Annotated in this window: 16 protein-coding genes and 1 riboswitch; of the genes, 10 read left to right on the top strand and 6 right to left on the bottom strand. The window is 72.4% G+C overall.

The features are described 5' to 3' along the window. Positions 1–63 precede the first annotated feature (63 nt). The gene (locus AB0I71_RS01485; protein ID WP_357581273.1) at positions 64–912 is read left to right on the top strand and encodes a zf-HC2 domain-containing protein; all 849 of its coding nucleotides are present in this window, start codon (positions 64–66) and stop codon (positions 910–912) included. 17 nt (positions 913–929) lie between these two features. Here AB0I71_RS01485 and AB0I71_RS01480 read toward each other — a convergent pair whose 3' ends face one another. Next, a complete protein-coding gene (locus AB0I71_RS01480; protein ID WP_357581272.1) occupies positions 930–1,505 on the bottom strand; it encodes a sigma-70 family RNA polymerase sigma factor in 576 nt (191 codons plus the stop codon). A 138-nt stretch (positions 1,506–1,643) separates the two neighbouring features. On the opposite strand from AB0I71_RS01480, the gene AB0I71_RS01475 reads away from it, so the two are divergent. Further along, positions 1,644–2,468, top strand: a complete 825-nt coding sequence (locus AB0I71_RS01475) for an MEDS domain-containing protein (protein WP_357581271.1) — start codon at positions 1,644–1,646, stop codon at positions 2,466–2,468. Beyond that, positions 2,465–3,424, top strand: a complete 960-nt coding sequence (locus tag AB0I71_RS01470; protein WP_357581270.1) for an anti-sigma factor RsbA family regulatory protein — start codon at positions 2,465–2,467, stop codon at positions 3,422–3,424. The genes AB0I71_RS01475 and AB0I71_RS01470 overlap by 4 nt, the downstream gene beginning before the upstream one ends. A gap of 62 nt (positions 3,425–3,486) precedes the next feature. On the opposite strand, the gene AB0I71_RS01465 is transcribed toward AB0I71_RS01470, so the two are convergent. The 4 genes from AB0I71_RS01465 to AB0I71_RS01450 form a co-directional block, all read right to left on the bottom strand. Then, positions 3,487–3,660: a CsbD family protein gene (locus tag AB0I71_RS01465; RefSeq protein WP_357581269.1), complete on the bottom strand. Its 174-nt coding sequence runs from the start codon at positions 3,658–3,660 to the stop codon at positions 3,487–3,489. A gap of 71 nt (positions 3,661–3,731) precedes the next feature. Continuing rightward, positions 3,732–5,984 (bottom strand): heavy metal translocating P-type ATPase, encoded by a 2,253-nt coding sequence (locus AB0I71_RS01460; RefSeq protein WP_357581268.1) that lies wholly within the window; start codon positions 5,982–5,984, stop codon positions 3,732–3,734. A gap of 11 nt (positions 5,985–5,995) precedes the next feature. Then, a complete protein-coding gene (locus tag AB0I71_RS01455) occupies positions 5,996–6,970 on the bottom strand; it encodes a hypothetical protein (RefSeq protein WP_357581267.1) in 975 nt (324 codons plus the stop codon). 33 nt (positions 6,971–7,003) lie between these two features. After that, complete coding sequence (locus tag AB0I71_RS01450; RefSeq protein ID WP_357581266.1) at positions 7,004–7,213, bottom strand: copper ion binding protein; 210 nt, start codon at positions 7,211–7,213, stop codon at positions 7,004–7,006. A gap of 114 nt (positions 7,214–7,327) precedes the next feature. Here AB0I71_RS01450 and AB0I71_RS01445 point away from each other — a divergent pair, with 114 nt between their 5' ends. From AB0I71_RS01445 to AB0I71_RS01435, 3 genes are all read left to right on the top strand, one after another. After that, entirely contained in the window at positions 7,328–7,624 is a 297-nt protein-coding gene (locus tag AB0I71_RS01445) for a metal-sensitive transcriptional regulator (RefSeq protein WP_093408543.1), read from the top strand. A gap of 275 nt (positions 7,625–7,899) precedes the next feature. Continuing rightward, positions 7,900–9,246, top strand: coding sequence for a YibE/F family protein (locus AB0I71_RS01440; RefSeq protein ID WP_357581265.1), 1,347 nt, complete (start codon positions 7,900–7,902; stop codon positions 9,244–9,246). 166 nt (positions 9,247–9,412) lie between these two features. Next, positions 9,413–9,544, top strand: a riboswitch (cyclic di-AMP (ydaO/yuaA leader). 3 nt (positions 9,545–9,547) lie between these two features. Continuing rightward, entirely contained in the window at positions 9,548–10,564 is a 1,017-nt protein-coding gene (locus AB0I71_RS01435) for a hypothetical protein (protein ID WP_357581264.1), read from the top strand. A gap of 124 nt (positions 10,565–10,688) precedes the next feature. Here AB0I71_RS01435 and AB0I71_RS01430 read toward each other — a convergent pair whose 3' ends face one another. Continuing rightward, positions 10,689–11,387 (bottom strand): carbonic anhydrase, encoded by a 699-nt coding sequence (locus AB0I71_RS01430; protein ID WP_357581263.1) that lies wholly within the window; start codon positions 11,385–11,387, stop codon positions 10,689–10,691. A 199-nt stretch (positions 11,388–11,586) separates the two neighbouring features. Here AB0I71_RS01430 and AB0I71_RS01425 point away from each other — a divergent pair, with 199 nt between their 5' ends. The 4 genes from AB0I71_RS01425 (at position 11,587) to AB0I71_RS01410 (ending at position 14,764) form a co-directional block, all read left to right on the top strand. Then, positions 11,587–11,922 carry a MarR family winged helix-turn-helix transcriptional regulator gene (locus AB0I71_RS01425; protein WP_357581262.1) on the top strand — a complete coding sequence of 112 codons (336 nt, stop codon included), beginning with the start codon at positions 11,587–11,589 and terminating at the stop codon, positions 11,920–11,922. A gap of 97 nt (positions 11,923–12,019) precedes the next feature. Further along, on the top strand, positions 12,020–12,418 hold the full coding sequence (locus AB0I71_RS01420) for a hypothetical protein (protein ID WP_357581261.1): 399 nt from the start codon (positions 12,020–12,022) through the stop codon (positions 12,416–12,418). A gap of 238 nt (positions 12,419–12,656) precedes the next feature. After that, a complete protein-coding gene (locus tag AB0I71_RS01415; protein WP_357581260.1) occupies positions 12,657–13,445 on the top strand; it encodes a hypothetical protein in 789 nt (262 codons plus the stop codon). Positions 13,446–13,600: 155 nt separating this feature from the next. Continuing rightward, complete coding sequence (locus tag AB0I71_RS01410; RefSeq protein ID WP_357581607.1) at positions 13,601–14,764, top strand: AI-2E family transporter; 1,164 nt, start codon at positions 13,601–13,603, stop codon at positions 14,762–14,764. Positions 14,765–14,766: the final 2 nt, after the last annotated feature.

The raw sequence follows: 14,766 nt of genomic DNA, 5'->3' as shown, positions 1-14,766 counted from the left end.
CGTCGACCGGTTCCGCCGGTCCCGGGCGGGAACCATGCCGGCCCGGGGAGCGACTATGGGTACATGCGGTGTGAGCAGTGGCGGGAAATCCTGTCGGCACAGTTGGACGGTGAGGTCACGGCGGACGAGCAGCGTCGGGTCGGAGTACACCTGGACACCTGCACCGGCTGCCGGGCCTGGCTCGACTCGGCGGCGAGGGTGACCCGCCGGGCGCGTACCCAGGTGGTCACCTCGCTGCCGGACCTGACCGAGACGATCCTCGCCGCGGCCCCGCCGCCGCGCCGGCACTGGCGCACGCTCGTCGCCACGGCGGTCCCGCGGCGCTGGTGGCCGACGACCACCGGGCGGCCTGCCCTGGTCAACGGGCTGCGCGCCGCGCTGGGTCTGCTCGGCGCCGTGCAGTTGGTGCTCGGGTTGGCGCAGATCGGCCGGGCCGAGGTCGCCGAGCACCTCCACTCCACCGGTCAGCACCTGTGGCACGAGTCCGCTGCCTGGAACGTCGCGGTGGGTGCCGGCTTCCTCTTCGTCGCGTTGCGCCGCACCTCGCCGTCGGGGCTGCTGCCGATGCTCGGCGCCTTCGTGGTCACCCTGGTGCTGCTGTCGGTCAACGACCTCGTCGCCTCGCAGGTCGCGGTGGAACGGCTGGTGAGCCACGCGTTTCTGGTGGTCGGCTACCTGATCACCGTGCTGCTGGCGCGAAGCTCCCGACAGCCCGGCGACCCGAGCGACCGGCACCAGCCGGAACGGTCCCGCTGGCGGCTGCGCCTCGACGAGGTCGATGAGCCCGCCCCGCTGCGGCTGCTGCCGCCGTACTCGGCCCAGGCCCACGGCACCGCCGCGCACGCCCACCACGGCCCCGTCCGGGCCGGTCGCGGTGCCGACCGGCACCGCGACCGGCGGCGGGTCGCCTGACGACGCCGGGGAACACCTCAGCCGGCGGCGCCGGGCCGGTCGGTCGGGTGTTCCGCCGACCGGATCGCGGCGACCAGGTCCTCGCGGGCCCGGGCCACCCGGGACCGGATGGTGCCGACCGGTACGTCACACACCTGCGCGGCCTCGGCGTACGACAGGCCGAGCAGCTGGGTGGCCACGAACGCCTCCCGGCGCTCGGGTGCGAGACCGTCGAGCAGGCCACGGAGCACCACCTGCTCGTCCACCCCGGCCCGCACTCCGGCCGGTGTGCTCTCCGCGGCGGCCTGCCAGTCGCCGAGGTTCGCGCTCCGTGGCCGGCAGGTGGCGGCACGTACCTGGTCCACCGCGACCCGGCGGGCGATGGCGAGCAGCCAGGTCCGTGCCGTGGAGCGGCCGGCGAACGACGGTAGCGCCCGCCAGGCCCGCAGATACGTCTCCTGGACCAGGTCGTCGACCTCCCGCACCCCCGGCAGGTGGGTCAGGAACCGGCGTACGTCGTGCTGGGTGCCCCGCACGAACGCCGCCGCGGCGGCTTGGTCGCCCCGGCCCGCGGCGATCGCGTACCCGCTGATGTCGTCGGTCACGGCTGTCATCGCCGTATTGGTCGGCCGTACCCGCCGGTTGGTTCCCGCACGGGTAGACAATCGAAGGACCTGCGTATCGGGCCGGCCGCGAATGACGCCGTAGACTGCACTGATGGGGCACCTGTGGTGAGCGAGCGGAGTGCCGTAGTGACTGAGCAGCCACCGCGGTACTGGCACCTGTGCTGGGCGTACGACGATCCGGCCGGGTTCATGACGCATGCCGTGGAGTTCCTGCGCGCCGGGCTGGCGGCCGGTGAGCGGGTCTGGCTCGTCGTCTCCGGCCCCGCCGAGCCGGTCCGGGACCACCTGCTCGGTGTCCGGGACTTCGCCGACGCGCTGCTGACGGGCGCCGCTCAGGTCCGCTCCCTGGACGGCGCGTACACAAGCATGGCGGTGATCGATCCGGCGAGCCAGGTGGCGGCCTACCGCAGGGCCAGCCGGGACGCGGTGGCCGACGGGTACACCGGCCTGCGGGTGGCGGCCGACGCCACCGAACTGGTCCGCACGGCCGCCCAACGCGCCGCGTTCGCCCGTTACGAGCAGCGGGTGAACGAGATGATGCGGACCGAGGCGTTCCGGGCCATGTGCGCGTACGACCGCTCGCAGCTCGGCGAAGCGGCGGTCGCCGAGCTGGCCTGCCTGCACCCCGAGCACAACCTCGGCCACCTGCTGTTCCGGTTGTACGCCGTACCGCCGCGTCAGGGGCAGGCCGCCCTCGCCGGGGAGCTCGACCCGTCCAACCACGACCTGTTCCGCACCGCGCTGGACCGCGCGGATCTGCAACCTGTCGACCACGAGCTGGTGCTGGACGCCGACGGGCTCCGCTTCCTCGACCACCGGGCGCTCATCCATCTCAGCGAGTACGCCCGGGACCGGCACGCGACAGTCGTGCTGCGGGCCGCCCGCTCCGGGGTGGCCCGGCTCGCCAACCTGCTGGATCTACCCGCCCTGCGGGTGGAGGTGGCCCGGTGAGGACTGGTCCGGCCGCCGGGCGCACCGGCTACTTCCACGAGGCTGTCTGTTACGGCTCGGACGAGGAACTGCTCGCCGTCGTGGTGCCGTTCCTGGTCGGTGGCGCCGAGGCCGACGAGCCCACCTTCGTGGCGCTCGGTGAGCGCACCGGCAACCTGGTCCGCGCCGCGCTGCCCGCCGACACGAAGGTCGAGTTCCTGTCGGGCGGCGACGTCTACGGCCGGCCCACCGCCGCCATTCGGATGTACCGCCAGCTCCTCGCCGATCTGGTCGCCGACGGCGCCACCCAGATCCGGATCATCGGCGAGGTGCCGGCGGTCGGTCTCGGCCCCACCTGGGACTGGTGGGCCCGGTACGAGTCGGCGATAAACCGCGCGTACGACGACTGGCCGTTGTGGAGCATGTGCGCGTACGACACCCGGACCACCGCACCGGGGGTGCTGGCGGACGTCGCCGCCACCCATCCGTGCTTCGCCGCACCCGACGGGCGGCACGTGCCGAGTGCCGACTACGTCGCACCGGAGACCTTCCTGCGCCAGGTACGCCCGATGCCCCCCGACCCGATCCAGCTGATCCCGCCCCTTGTCGATCTGCTCGGCCCGACCGCGGCGCAGGCCCGTGCGGCGGTGCACCAGGCCGGCCAGGGAGGGCTACGGGATGACGAGTTCGACGACTTCGTCGTCGCTGTCAGCGAGATCGTCACAAACGGGCTGCGGCACGGCAGTCCCCCGGTCCGGTTCCGGCTGTGGGCGGGTGCGGAGCGCATGGTGGCCACCGTCAGTGACGCCGGCACCGGCCCGGAGGATCCGTACGCCGGGTTGCTGCCGTCGGTGAACGGGGCGCCGGGCGGGCTGGGCCTGTGGATCACCCACCAGTCGTGCAACCACGTCACCTTCCACCGGGGCGCCGACGGTTTCACCCTGCGGCTCACCGCCGGCCGACCGCTGGGCGCCTGAGCACCCGCACACGAACCGCCGGGCCGGCGTGAGCCGACCCGGCGGTCGCGTCGCGTACGGAACTACTTGCGGAAGGCGTCCTTGATCTTCTCGCCGGCCTGCTTGAGGTTGGCGCTGGCCTGGTCGCCACGGCCCTCAGCCTCCAGGCGCTCGTCGTCGGTGGCCCGACCCACGCCTTCCTTGATCTTGCCGCCGGTGTTCTCGGTGGTGTTGTTGAACTTGTCCTCGACGCCCATGTCAGCCTCCCGGGGTTCGTGTCGCTACGGGTAGTCAGGTACCCAGCCGGGCTGCGGCCAACCGGAAAAGTTCAAGAAACCGGGCGGAACCGACGCAGTCGGAGACTGTTGGCCACCACGAACACCGACGAGAACGCCATCGCCGCGCCGGCGATCATCGGGTTCAGCAGCCCGGCAGCCGCCAGCGGCAGGGCCGCCACGTTGTAGGCGAAGGCCCAGAACAGGTTGCCCTTGATGGTGCCGAGCGTGCTGCGGGCCAGCCGGATCGCGTCGACCGCGGCCAGCAGGTCGTCCCGGACGAGAGTCAGGTCGGACGCCTCGATCGCCACATCGGTGCCGGTGCCCATCGCCAGGCCGAGGTCCGCCCGGGCCAGCGCGGCGGCGTCGTTGACCCCGTCGCCCACCATCGCCACCACCCGGCCCTCCCCCTGCAACCGGGCGACCACCTCGACCTTCTCCGTCGGCAACACCTCCGCGATCACCTCGTCGACACCCACCTCGGCGGCCACCGCCCGGGCGACTGTGGCGTTGTCCCCGGTGAGCAGCACCGGCTTCAGGCCGAGCGCGCGCAGCCGCCGTACCGCCTCCCGGCTGGTCGGCTTCACCTGGTCGGCCACGGCGAGCAGGCCACGGGCCTGACCGTCCCAGCCGACCAGCACGGCTGTGCGCCCCGCCGCCTCCGCGTCGGTCACGGCCCGGGTGATGTCGTCGGGTACGACCAGACCCCGCTCGCGCAGCAGCCGGGCCCGACCGAGCAGCACCTGCCGGCCGTCCACGGTGCCGGTGACGCCGAGCCCTGCCACGTTGGCGAAGCCCGTGACCGGCGGCAGCGTGCCGACCTCGACGGCACCGGCCACCACCGCCCGGGCCACCGGGTGCTCCGAGCCGCTCTCCAAGGCGGCGGCCAGCCGCAGCACCTCGTCACGCCGCTCACCCTCGGCAGGGGTCACCGCGAGCAGGCTCATCCGTCCGGTGGTCACGGTGCCGGTCTTGTCGAGCACCACGGTGTCCACCCGCCTGGTGGACTCCAGTGCCTCGGGCCCCTTGATCAGGACACCGAGTTGCGCGCCACGGCCGGTGCCGACCAGCAGCGCGGTCGGGGTGGCCAGGCCGAGGGCACACGGGCAGGCGATGATCAGCACCGCCACGGCGGCGGTGAACGCCGCGGCCGGTCCGGCACCGGTACCCAGCCACCAGCCCAACGTGCCGGCGGCCAGGGCGATCACGATCGGTACGAAGACCCCGGAGATGCGGTCGGCGAGCCGCTGCGCGGCGGCCTTGCCGCTCTGCGCCTGCTCGACGAGCCGGGCCATCTGGGCGAGCTGGGTGTCGGCACCCACCCGGGTCGCGGTGACCACCAGCCGGCCGCCCGCGTTGACGCAACCGCCGATCACGGTGTCGCCCGTCCCCACCTCGACCGGCACCGACTCCCCGGTGACCAGGCTGGCGTCGACCGCCGAGGAGCCCTCCTCCACGGTTCCGTCGGTGGCGATCTTCTCGCCGGGTCGCACCACGAAGCGGTCCCCGACCGCGAGCTGGTCGACCGGGATCCGGGTCTCCACCCCGTCCCGCAGTACGGATACGTCCCGGGCGCCCAGTTCCAGCAGGGCCCGCAGGGCCGCTCCGGCGGTCCGCTTCGCCCGCGCCTCGAAGTAGCGGCCGGCGAGGATGAAGGTGGTCACCCCGGCGGCCGCCTCCAGATAGATGTTGCCGGCGCCGTCGGTGCGGCCGATGTCGAAGCTGAACGGATGGGTCATTCCCGGGGTGCCGGCGGTGCCGAGGAACAGTGCCCACACCGACCACCCCAGGGCGGCCAGGGTGCCAAGCGACACCAGGGTGTCCATGGTCGCGGCACCGTGGCGCAGGTTGACAAGCGCGGCCCGGTGGAAGGGCAGCCCGCCGTAGGCCACCACCGGGGCGGCCAGGGTCAGTGACAGCCACTGCCAGTAGGTGAACTGCCAGGCCGGCACCATGGCCAGCGCGATCACCGGCACGCTCAGCGCCACCGACACCCACAACCGGGTACGCAGGGCGGGCAGCGGGTCCGGTGGTTCGGCGCCCGCCGCCGGTGCGGCCGGGGTGGGCGGTGGCGGCAGGGTGGCCCGGTAACCGGTCTTCTCGACGGTGGCGACGAGGTCGTCCGCGGTGACCGGGGCGGCGTAGGAGACTGTCGCCTTCTCGGTGGCGTAGTTGACGGTGGCCTGCACGCCGTCCATCCGGTTGAGCTTCTTCTCGATCCGGGCGGCGCAGGACGCGCAGGTCATCCCGCCGATGGCCAGCTCGATCAGGTGCGGTGCGGCGGTCAGGGGTCGGCTCGTGGTCATGGCTGGTCCCGTCAGTCGTGCCCGTGCCCGGGGGTGCCGTGCCCGTCCTCGGGCTCGGCGGTGGCGTGCTCGTCAGCCGGCCCGGCGGTGCCGCCCGGCTCACCGACATGCACCGTGAACTCGGCGGTACGCACCACGCCCCGGTGGCGGAAGTCGAGGTAGAGCCGGTACGCGCCGGCCGAGGGGAACTCGGTGGCGAAGCTCACCTGCGGTCCGGGGGCGGTGCGCCCGTCTCCCGGGACACCCTCGGGGTGCACGTGCAGGTAGGCCAGGTCACCGCGGCGTAGCGCCACCAGGTGACCGTACGCGCCGAGGTACGGCTCCAGATCGGTGACCGGCGCGCCGTCGCGGCTGACGGTGAGCGTCAGCGTCGCGGTGCGCCCGGGCTGCGGGTCACCGGCGAGGGTGACTGTGTAACCGTCGACGGTGGCGCTGCTCGCCGGGGCGGGCAGCGGTCGCTCGGCAAGCGTGCCGGGGACTGTCACGTCGACGCCGAGCGTCAAGGGGTCGCCGCCGCTCGGGGTGAAGTCGGCGAAGGCCCGCCACACCCCGGGAGAGCCCAGCGGCGAGGCGATCCGCCAGGTGCCGTCCTCCGACAGCTCCGGATGTACGTGCCGGAAGCCGGAGAGGTCGCGGCGGGCGACGATGAGGTGCATCCGTTCGTCGTGGCTGACGTCGTACCCGGTCACCGGCCGGCCGTCGGGGCCAATGATCCGGAACGCGAACTCACCGGTCGGCGCGCCGACCGGTGACAGGGTGTAGCCACGGTCGGAGACGAGCAGGCCGCCGGGCAGCTGCCCGGCCGCCCCCTCGTCGTGTCCGGCGTCGTTCCCGTCGCGGACGTCACCGCCATGGCCGGCGCCCTCGCTGTCGTGACCGGTGGTGACCACGTTCACCGGGCCGGTCAGCTGTCCCACCCCGTACGCCGCGCCGAAGACCGCCGCAAGGCCGAGTGCGAAACCGCTCAGCTTCGTCGCCGTGTTCATGGTTCACCCCTCGGTTTCCGTCCGCCGGCCGGCTCAGGCGCCGGCCAGCTCGTATCCGGCCTCGTCCACGGCGGCACGCACCGCGTCGTCGGACAGTGGCTGGTCGCTGGTGACGGTGACCCGGCCGGCGGCCAGGTCCACCTGGACGTCCTTGACGCCCTCGATCGCACCGATCTCGGTGCTGACCGCGCTGACGCAGTGCCCGCAGGTCATGCCCTGTACCTGGTACGTCGTGCTGACCATGGAACTCTCCTCCCACTCCTCGGGGCGGGCCGAACACCCACCCCGAATACCCACAGGGGGTATCCGGCACGACGACCGTACCATACCCCCCAGGGGTAGGTTATCCTTGTCGGCATGAGCACACCCGCGCCGATCCGTGGCTACACCGCCAGCAAGGACCAGCTCCTCGCCCGCCTGCGCCGGGTGGAGGGCCAGGTGCGCGGCATCGAGAAGATGGTCGACGAGGACCGCTACTGCATCGACGTGCTGACTCAGATCTCCGCCATCCAGGCCGCCCTGGACAAGGTCGCCCTCGGCCTGCTCGACGGGCACGCCCGGCACTGCATGCACGAAGGCGCCGCCGAGGGGCGCGCCGACGAGATGGCGACCGAGATGATGGCCGCCGTCGGCCGCCTCATGAAGCGCGGCTGACCCGACCCGCCGACGCACCCTCGCGACAGGCGTCGGCAGGTCCGGCTGGTTACCATTCGCACACGATGGCCAGCCGAAATCCGTGCCTCGCGGCCCGAGGTCGTTGCCAGGCGCACGCCCGCGCGGCCGTCGCGAGCCGGCCCGTACCTCACGTTCCGCAGCCACCCCGCCACGTTCAGGCCATTCAGGCTGCCCTTCTACACGGTCGTCAGGCGGCACTGAACCGTCTCGCCCATCGACACGTACTCAGCCCTGAAATCGTTGGGAGACACTGAATGGGCGCCGACCACACCCGTTCCGCTCCGCCCACCCCACCAGGGGTGCGGCGGATCCTCGTCGTGACGGTGGTCCCCCTGTTCCTCGCCACCCTGGTCGCCGCCATCGTGCTCTGGCCCCGGGACGCCCCGCGCCCCGAGGCCGCCGACGACGCCCCCCGCTACCACGGCACGGTCACCCGGGTGGTCAGCGAGCCCTGCCCGCCCAACCCGGTGGTGCCCGAGGGCACCCCGACGGCCGCGGACGGCCCCTGCGGCACGGTCACCGTCCGGGTGCAGACCGGGCCGGACGCCGGGCAGGAGGTGCAGACACCCATCCCGGCCGGGCCGGGGGCACCCCGGGTCGATGTCGACGACGACATCATCCTGGTCTCGCTGATCGACCCGGAGGATCCCTCGATCAGCAACTACAACATCGCCGAGCACCAGCGCGGCAAGCCGCTGGTGTGGCTGGCCGTGCTCTTCGCCGCCGCCATCGTCGCCTTCGGGCGGTTGCGGGGCCTGGCCGCTCTGGGCGGCCTGGCCGCCAGCTTCGCCATCCTGCTGACCTTCGTGCTGCCCGGCATCAGCGCCGGCCAGCCGCCGCTCGTGGTCGCCATCGTCGGCGCCTCGTTGATCATGTTCGTGGTGCTGTACCTGACCCACGGCATATCCGCACAGACCTCGGTGGCCGTGCTCGGCACGCTCGCCAGTCTGGTGCTCACCGGGCTGCTCGGGTTGGCCGCGACCGGGGCCACCCATCTGACCGGGTTCGGCAGCGAGGACGCCACCACCCTGTCCATGTTCCGCGCCGACGTCGACCTGCACGGACTGCTGCTGGCCGGCATCATCATCGGCTCGCTCGGCGTGCTCGACGACGTCACTGTCACCCAGGCCGCCGCCGTCACCGAGCTTCGCCACGCCAACCCGAACTTCTCCCGCCGGGAGCTGTACCGCTCGGCCACCCGGGTCGGGCGGGCACACATCGCCTCGGTGGTCAACACCATCGTGCTGGCGTACGCCGGCGCCTCGCTGCCGCTGCTGCTCCTGCTGACCGTGGACTCCCGCGCGCTGGGTCAGATCGTGACCAGCGAGTTCCTCACCACGGAGATCGTCCGAAGCGTGGTCGCCACGCTCGGTCTGATCGCCGCGGTACCACTGACCACCGCGCTGGCCGCGCTGGTCACCACCGCAGGGCGCGGCGACGCCGGCGCCCCCACCGGTGACCCCACCCCCGTGGTTCCCCGGCCGGCGACGGACCGGGCCGAGGCGCTCCGCGCCCTCAGCACCCCACCCACCCGAAACACATCCCCCGCCACCCCCTCGGGGTGGCCCGACCCGGACAGGAGCACGGACACCACATGGTGACACTCCTCAACGTGACCGCCCCTGCCGATGCGGCTCGAAACCGTGTCGCTGGTCACTCAACGCGATTACGAAATGACGCATCTCGTCGGGTTCGGGGCGTAGAAGCACAGATGGACTGTCGGGTAACCTCACTGCCGGTCACCGCCGAAGGCGCGCAGCGGCGCCTGCGGTGCCACCGCCCAATCGCCGCCAGGCGAGCCGGGGACCCAGGTACGTGGGGTGAATCCGCGAAAGCGGTAGGGGCCACTTCCGTCCCGAACCCGTCAGCTAACCCGGTCGGCGGTCGATGGAAGGGAAAACAGTGACGGCACCCCTACGCCGCTGGTTGACACCCGTGGTGGCCGTGTTCGCCGCGTTCGCCGTGTTCGCCGGTCCGATGCCGGCGATGGCCGCGCCGAACGACCCCAAGCCAGCGGAGCACGATGACGACCCGCCGATGCTCAACGATCTGATCGAGGCGACGAACCGGGACTACTCCAAGGCCAAGGCGAAGCTGGAGAAGTCCAAGAAGCGGCAGCTCCAACGGGCGGTTGAGGTCCGCGCCGCGCAGGCCGACCTGGACGCGCTCTCCCCGCAGGTCGCCCAGATCGCCACCCAGTCGTACCGGACGGGTCGGGTCGGCGCGATCGCGATGTTGTTGCAGAGCAGTGCACCGGACTCGTTCATCGACCGGGCCTCGGCACTGGACGAGCTGAACCTGGTGAACGGCAAGAAGCTGGGCGAGGTCAACGCGATCAAGCGCCGCGCCGAGCAGGCCAAGCTCGCGCTCGACGCCGAGGTGCGCGAGCAGAAGAAGCTGACGAACGACATGGCGCGCAAGAAGAGTGAGGCGGAGAAGTCGCTCCGGCTGGTCGGCGGTGTCGGCCTCACCGGCGGACTTGTGGACGCCACCTCTCCAGTGGCCCGGATCGGCCCGAACCGGGCCTCGGACGGCGGCTGGAAGCCGGAGTCGTGCAGCCAGAACGACCCCACCACGTCGGGCTGCATCACGCCGCGGACGCTGCACATGTACAAGGAGGTCAAGCGGGCCGGGTTCAACCGGTTCGTCGGCTGCTTCCGCCCGGGCGACAAGTTCGAGCACCCCAAGGGCCGGGCCTGTGACTGGTCGTTGCAGAACAGCGGCTTCAGCCCGTGGCACAACAACGACACCCGGATCTACGGCAACAACCTGGCGGCCTTCCTGGTCCGCAACGCCGACCGGCTGGGCGTCTACTACGTGATCTGGAACCGGCAGATCTGGTTCGCGGCGACGGAACGCTGGAGTTCCTACAGCGGCCCGTCCAACCACACGGACCACGTCCACGTGTCACTGCTCTGATCGCCCGACACGACGCACCGAGGGCCGTCCCGCCAGCTGGCGGGACGGCCCTCGTCGTCAGGCGGGGCGGTCGGTCGGAGGTGCGGTGGCGGTGTTCAGGCGACGGCCGCCACGCGGTCGCGGATCAGGGCGCGGTCACCATCGCGCCGGCCAGTTCGGCGGGTTCCGCGGCCACCGCCCGTACCTCACCGGCGGCCAGCCGGTACGACATTCCGACCACCGCGCAACGCCCGGCACCCACTTCCGCCGCGAGGGTCGCGGAGGAGGCCAGCATCGTCTCGACGGTCCGCGCGATGTGGATGTCCACGATCCCGTCCAGCTCGTGTACCCCGGCGTCCTGCGCCCGCCGCAGGCTCGGCACCACGGCGTCGACCACGGCGCCCAGGTGTCCCGGTGGCGTGGTCGCGGTGGCCAGTGCGTCGCGGGCCGCCTGGACGGCACCGCACGAGTCGTGCCCGAGCACCACCACCAGCGGCGTACGCAGCACGGCCACGGCGTACTCCACGCTACCCAGCACCTCCGGCCCGACGGTGTGCCCGGCGGTGCGGACCACGAAGAGGTCACCGAGCCCGCGATCGAAAATGATCTCGGCGGCGAGCCGGGAGTCGGAGCAGCCGACGATCACCGCGAAGGGATGCTGTTCCGCCGCGACGGCGGCCCGCCGCCCGGCGTTCTGGTTGGGATGCCGCAGCGTGTCCGTGACGAACCGTCGGTTGCCGGCGAGCAGTTCGGCAAGGGCCCGCTGAGGGGCGCCGGGAAGGTCCGCGGTCAGGTACTCGCGTTCCGGTCCGGGCTGGGGACCGAGCGTTCCGGGTCGACTCATCCGGCTGCACCTCTTCTCTTGAGGAATGCCTGGTCATCCCGGCCGGCGCTGGTCACGGGCTGCCATCACCGTCACACGCGACATAACGCACGTCAAGCTATACGTGATATGTATTTCATGCATCAGTGGACGCTTGCGCCCGGCCGAACCGAACGCCGGCGACAGCGCGACCCGGGGCACCCGAACGGCAGGTCATACGATGGCGGACATGGCGAGCACTGACGGACGGGAAAACGCACGGAACTGGACTTTCCTGACAAACCACGCGCATGTTCTGCTCGCCATCGCCCGTAACCCCACCGCCCGGCTGCGCGACGTCGCGACCGAGGTCGGCGTCACCGAACGCGCCGCCCAGGCGATCGTCGCCGATCTTGAGGCCGGTGGGTACCTGCACCGCACCCGGGTGGGCCGGCGCAACGAGTACACCCTCAACCCGGCCGGGCGGTTCCGCCACCCGGCGGAGGCCGACCACCAGGTCGGTGACCTGCTGGCCCTCTTCACCAAGGAGCAGGTGACCGACACCGCCGACCGGTGAGCCGGGCAGCCGTCCTGATCGGACGACGTGGCGCGCTTCACCCACCCCGTACGATCGCGGCGCTGCGATCACGCCGAGCTCGGGATAGGTTGGGTCCGTGCCGTCGCTAGCGTTCGCCCGTCCAATGTGGCCGGCGACGCTGTGCGCTCTGCGCGAGCTGACCCGGTTGGCGCTGGCGTCCCTCGTGCTCGCCGTCGGCCTCGGCGGGGCTGTCGCGGCCGATCCGCCGGCCCGGTCCGCCGCCGTCCCGCCGCCGTCCGCAGTTGTCGCCGTCAGCCCGCCGTCCGCCACGGTGGTGACGGTCCGGCCCGCCGTCGAGCCCGGCCAGGCGGACGACGCCGGCCGGGATTGGCGGGAGCCGACGAGCACCGCACCGATCCGGCCCGAACGTGCCGAGGCCGCGTCGGCCGGCATCGCCCGGGTCGATCATCACGTCGCCCCGGTTTCCGCCGTCCGCGCCGGCGAACCGACCCGGCGCGGCCCACCCACCGGCTGACCGACGGCAGCCCGACCGGCCGATCGAGCCAGCCGCAGCCCCCGCCGGCCAGTACGCCAGCGGCGGCCCGACGGCCGACCGACCGCACCGCGTCGGTGCCTCGGCAGGTGATCCCGGGACCGTCAGGCGATCCCGATCCAGCCGACCTGGCGGCGCGAACCGTGCCGCCCGCCATCCAGCCAGCCGTCACCTGCGTCCACCACAGTCGACGACTCATCCCGACCGCGAGGTGTTGATGATGCGTACCGCCCTCTCCTCCGTCCTGCTCGACGCGCCCCGCGCCGCCGCCATCTGGCTGGGCCTGCTCGGCGTGGTGACCCTCGCCGTCACCGGCCTGCTGCTGCGACCCCGGCTTTTCCGCTTCGACGCCGGCACCCGCATCCGCGAGGCCGCGCTGCCGAGCCGGTCCGAACACTCCGAGCAACGACGTGACCAGGAACGCTGGGCCGAGGAGGTCACCGTCGCCGCAGACCGGGCCGACGCCACGGCCCGGCACCGCCGCGAGGAGTGGCTTGCCGCACAGGACGAGGCCGAGCAGGCGTGGCAGGCGTACGAGGCGGCGGAGGCGGACGTGCGGCGGCTCTCCGGTGCCGCCGGCATGCCGTTGCCGCAGACCGACCGCACCCCCGCCGAGTACGCCGACCGGGAACGCTGGTTGCACCGGGCCGCCCTCGACGCGTACTGGCGTAGGGAGTTGTCGGTGGAGCAGCTCAGCGACGTCTTCGCGCACCGTGGCTGGGATCCCCGGTTGCACCCGGTCGAGCAGGAGCTGATGCTGCGCCGAGCGGTACGCGACCACCTCCTGGCCCGGCAGCGAGCGGCCCGGGAACGGGAGCAGGCCACCTGGCGGGCCGCGGAACTCGCCGCCGCGGCTGCCCGCAGCCTGCGCGAGGAGGCGGTCTCCGCGCTGTTGCCGGTGGCCGAGGAGCGCGAGTTCGTGCTGCCGCTGACCACGCCGGGTACCACCGAGCAGACCCGGGAGATCCCGGCCGTCGTCGTCGGCCGGGCTCCGGTCGCCGCCTACTGAACCGGGCCGCGCGAGCCGAACGCCCTCCGCCTCGGCGACCGGGAACCTAGCGTGGGATCGGTGTCGGAAGGACGCCGGCCGGGTACCGACCTCGCCGGACATCGAGGAGGGCCGACGTGGTCGCAGGAGACGGCGGGAATCCGCCCGACGAGACGATGGTGCGGGGTGCCGGGCCGCGCCAGACATGGGCGGCTCTGCCCTGGCTGATCCGTTCCGCAGTGGTGTGGAGCGCCTGCCTGGTGGTGATCGCCGCCGGGCTCTACCTGCTGGCAAGGATCACGCTGCTGGTCACCCCGCTGGCCATCGCCGTGGCCGCGACCCTGTTCCTCGCCGCGCTGCTCGATCCGGTGCAACTGGCGATGCGCCGGCTACGACTGCCCGGCGCGCTCGCCGCCCTGCTCACCGTCCTGCTCCTGCTCGGCATCCTGGGCGGCGTCGGGGTGCTGGTGTGGAGTCTGACCGCCGACCAGTTCAGCGAGTTGGGCGACGAGTTGGGCCAGGGGCTGGAGCGCACCCGCGACTTCGTCACCTCCACCCTGCCGGTGACCGACGAACAGCTCGACGGGTTGCTCGCCCAGTTGCGTCAGGCGGTCAGCCAGCAGGAGGTGGACCCGGTCGCCAGCGCCCGCACGGTGGCTGAGGTGGTCGGCTCCGCCCTGCTCGCCCTGGTGCTGCTGTTCTTCCTGCTCAAGGACGGCCGGGAGATGTGGCACTGGACGTTGCGCCGGGCGGCCGGACGGAACCGGGAGATCGCCGCCGAGGCTGGTCGGGTCGGCTGGCGCACCCTCGGTTCGTACAGTCGGGGCACCATGCTGATCGCGGCCATCGACGCCATCGGCATCGGTCTGGCGCTGGTGCTGCTCGGGGTGCCACTGGCGTTCCCGCTGGCGATGATCACGTTCATCGGCGGGTTCGTGCCGATCGTCGGCGCCACCGTGGCCGGCGCGGTCGCGGTCCTTGTCGCACTGGCCGCCAACGGTCCCACCACCGCCCTGCTCACCCTGGCCGCCGTGATCGCCGTCCAGCAGATCGAGGGCAACCTGCTGGAGCCGCTGGTGATGAAGCGCCAGGTCCGGCTGCATCCGGTGGTGATCCTGCTCGCGGTGACCGCCGGCACCCTCGTCGCCGGCATCGCGGGAGCCTTCGTGGCGGTCCCGATCACCGCTGTCGCCTGGCGGGTGATCGACAGCGTGCAGCGTCAACGGCAGGCCGCCGCAGCTACCGCCGACTCGTCCGATCCACCCGAACCATCGACCCCGACCCCACCACCCTCCCGTCCGTCGCAGCCGCCACCCGAACCGGACCCCGAGCCCGCCTGACG

Origin of the sequence: Micromonospora sp. NPDC049891 (assembly GCF_040660295.1) — a bacterium.
In the GTDB taxonomy this organism is placed as follows: domain Bacteria; phylum Actinomycetota; class Actinomycetes; order Mycobacteriales; family Micromonosporaceae; genus Micromonospora.
Note: the sequence above shows the minus strand (reverse complement) of the source record. Positions and strands in the feature narration are given on the sequence as shown.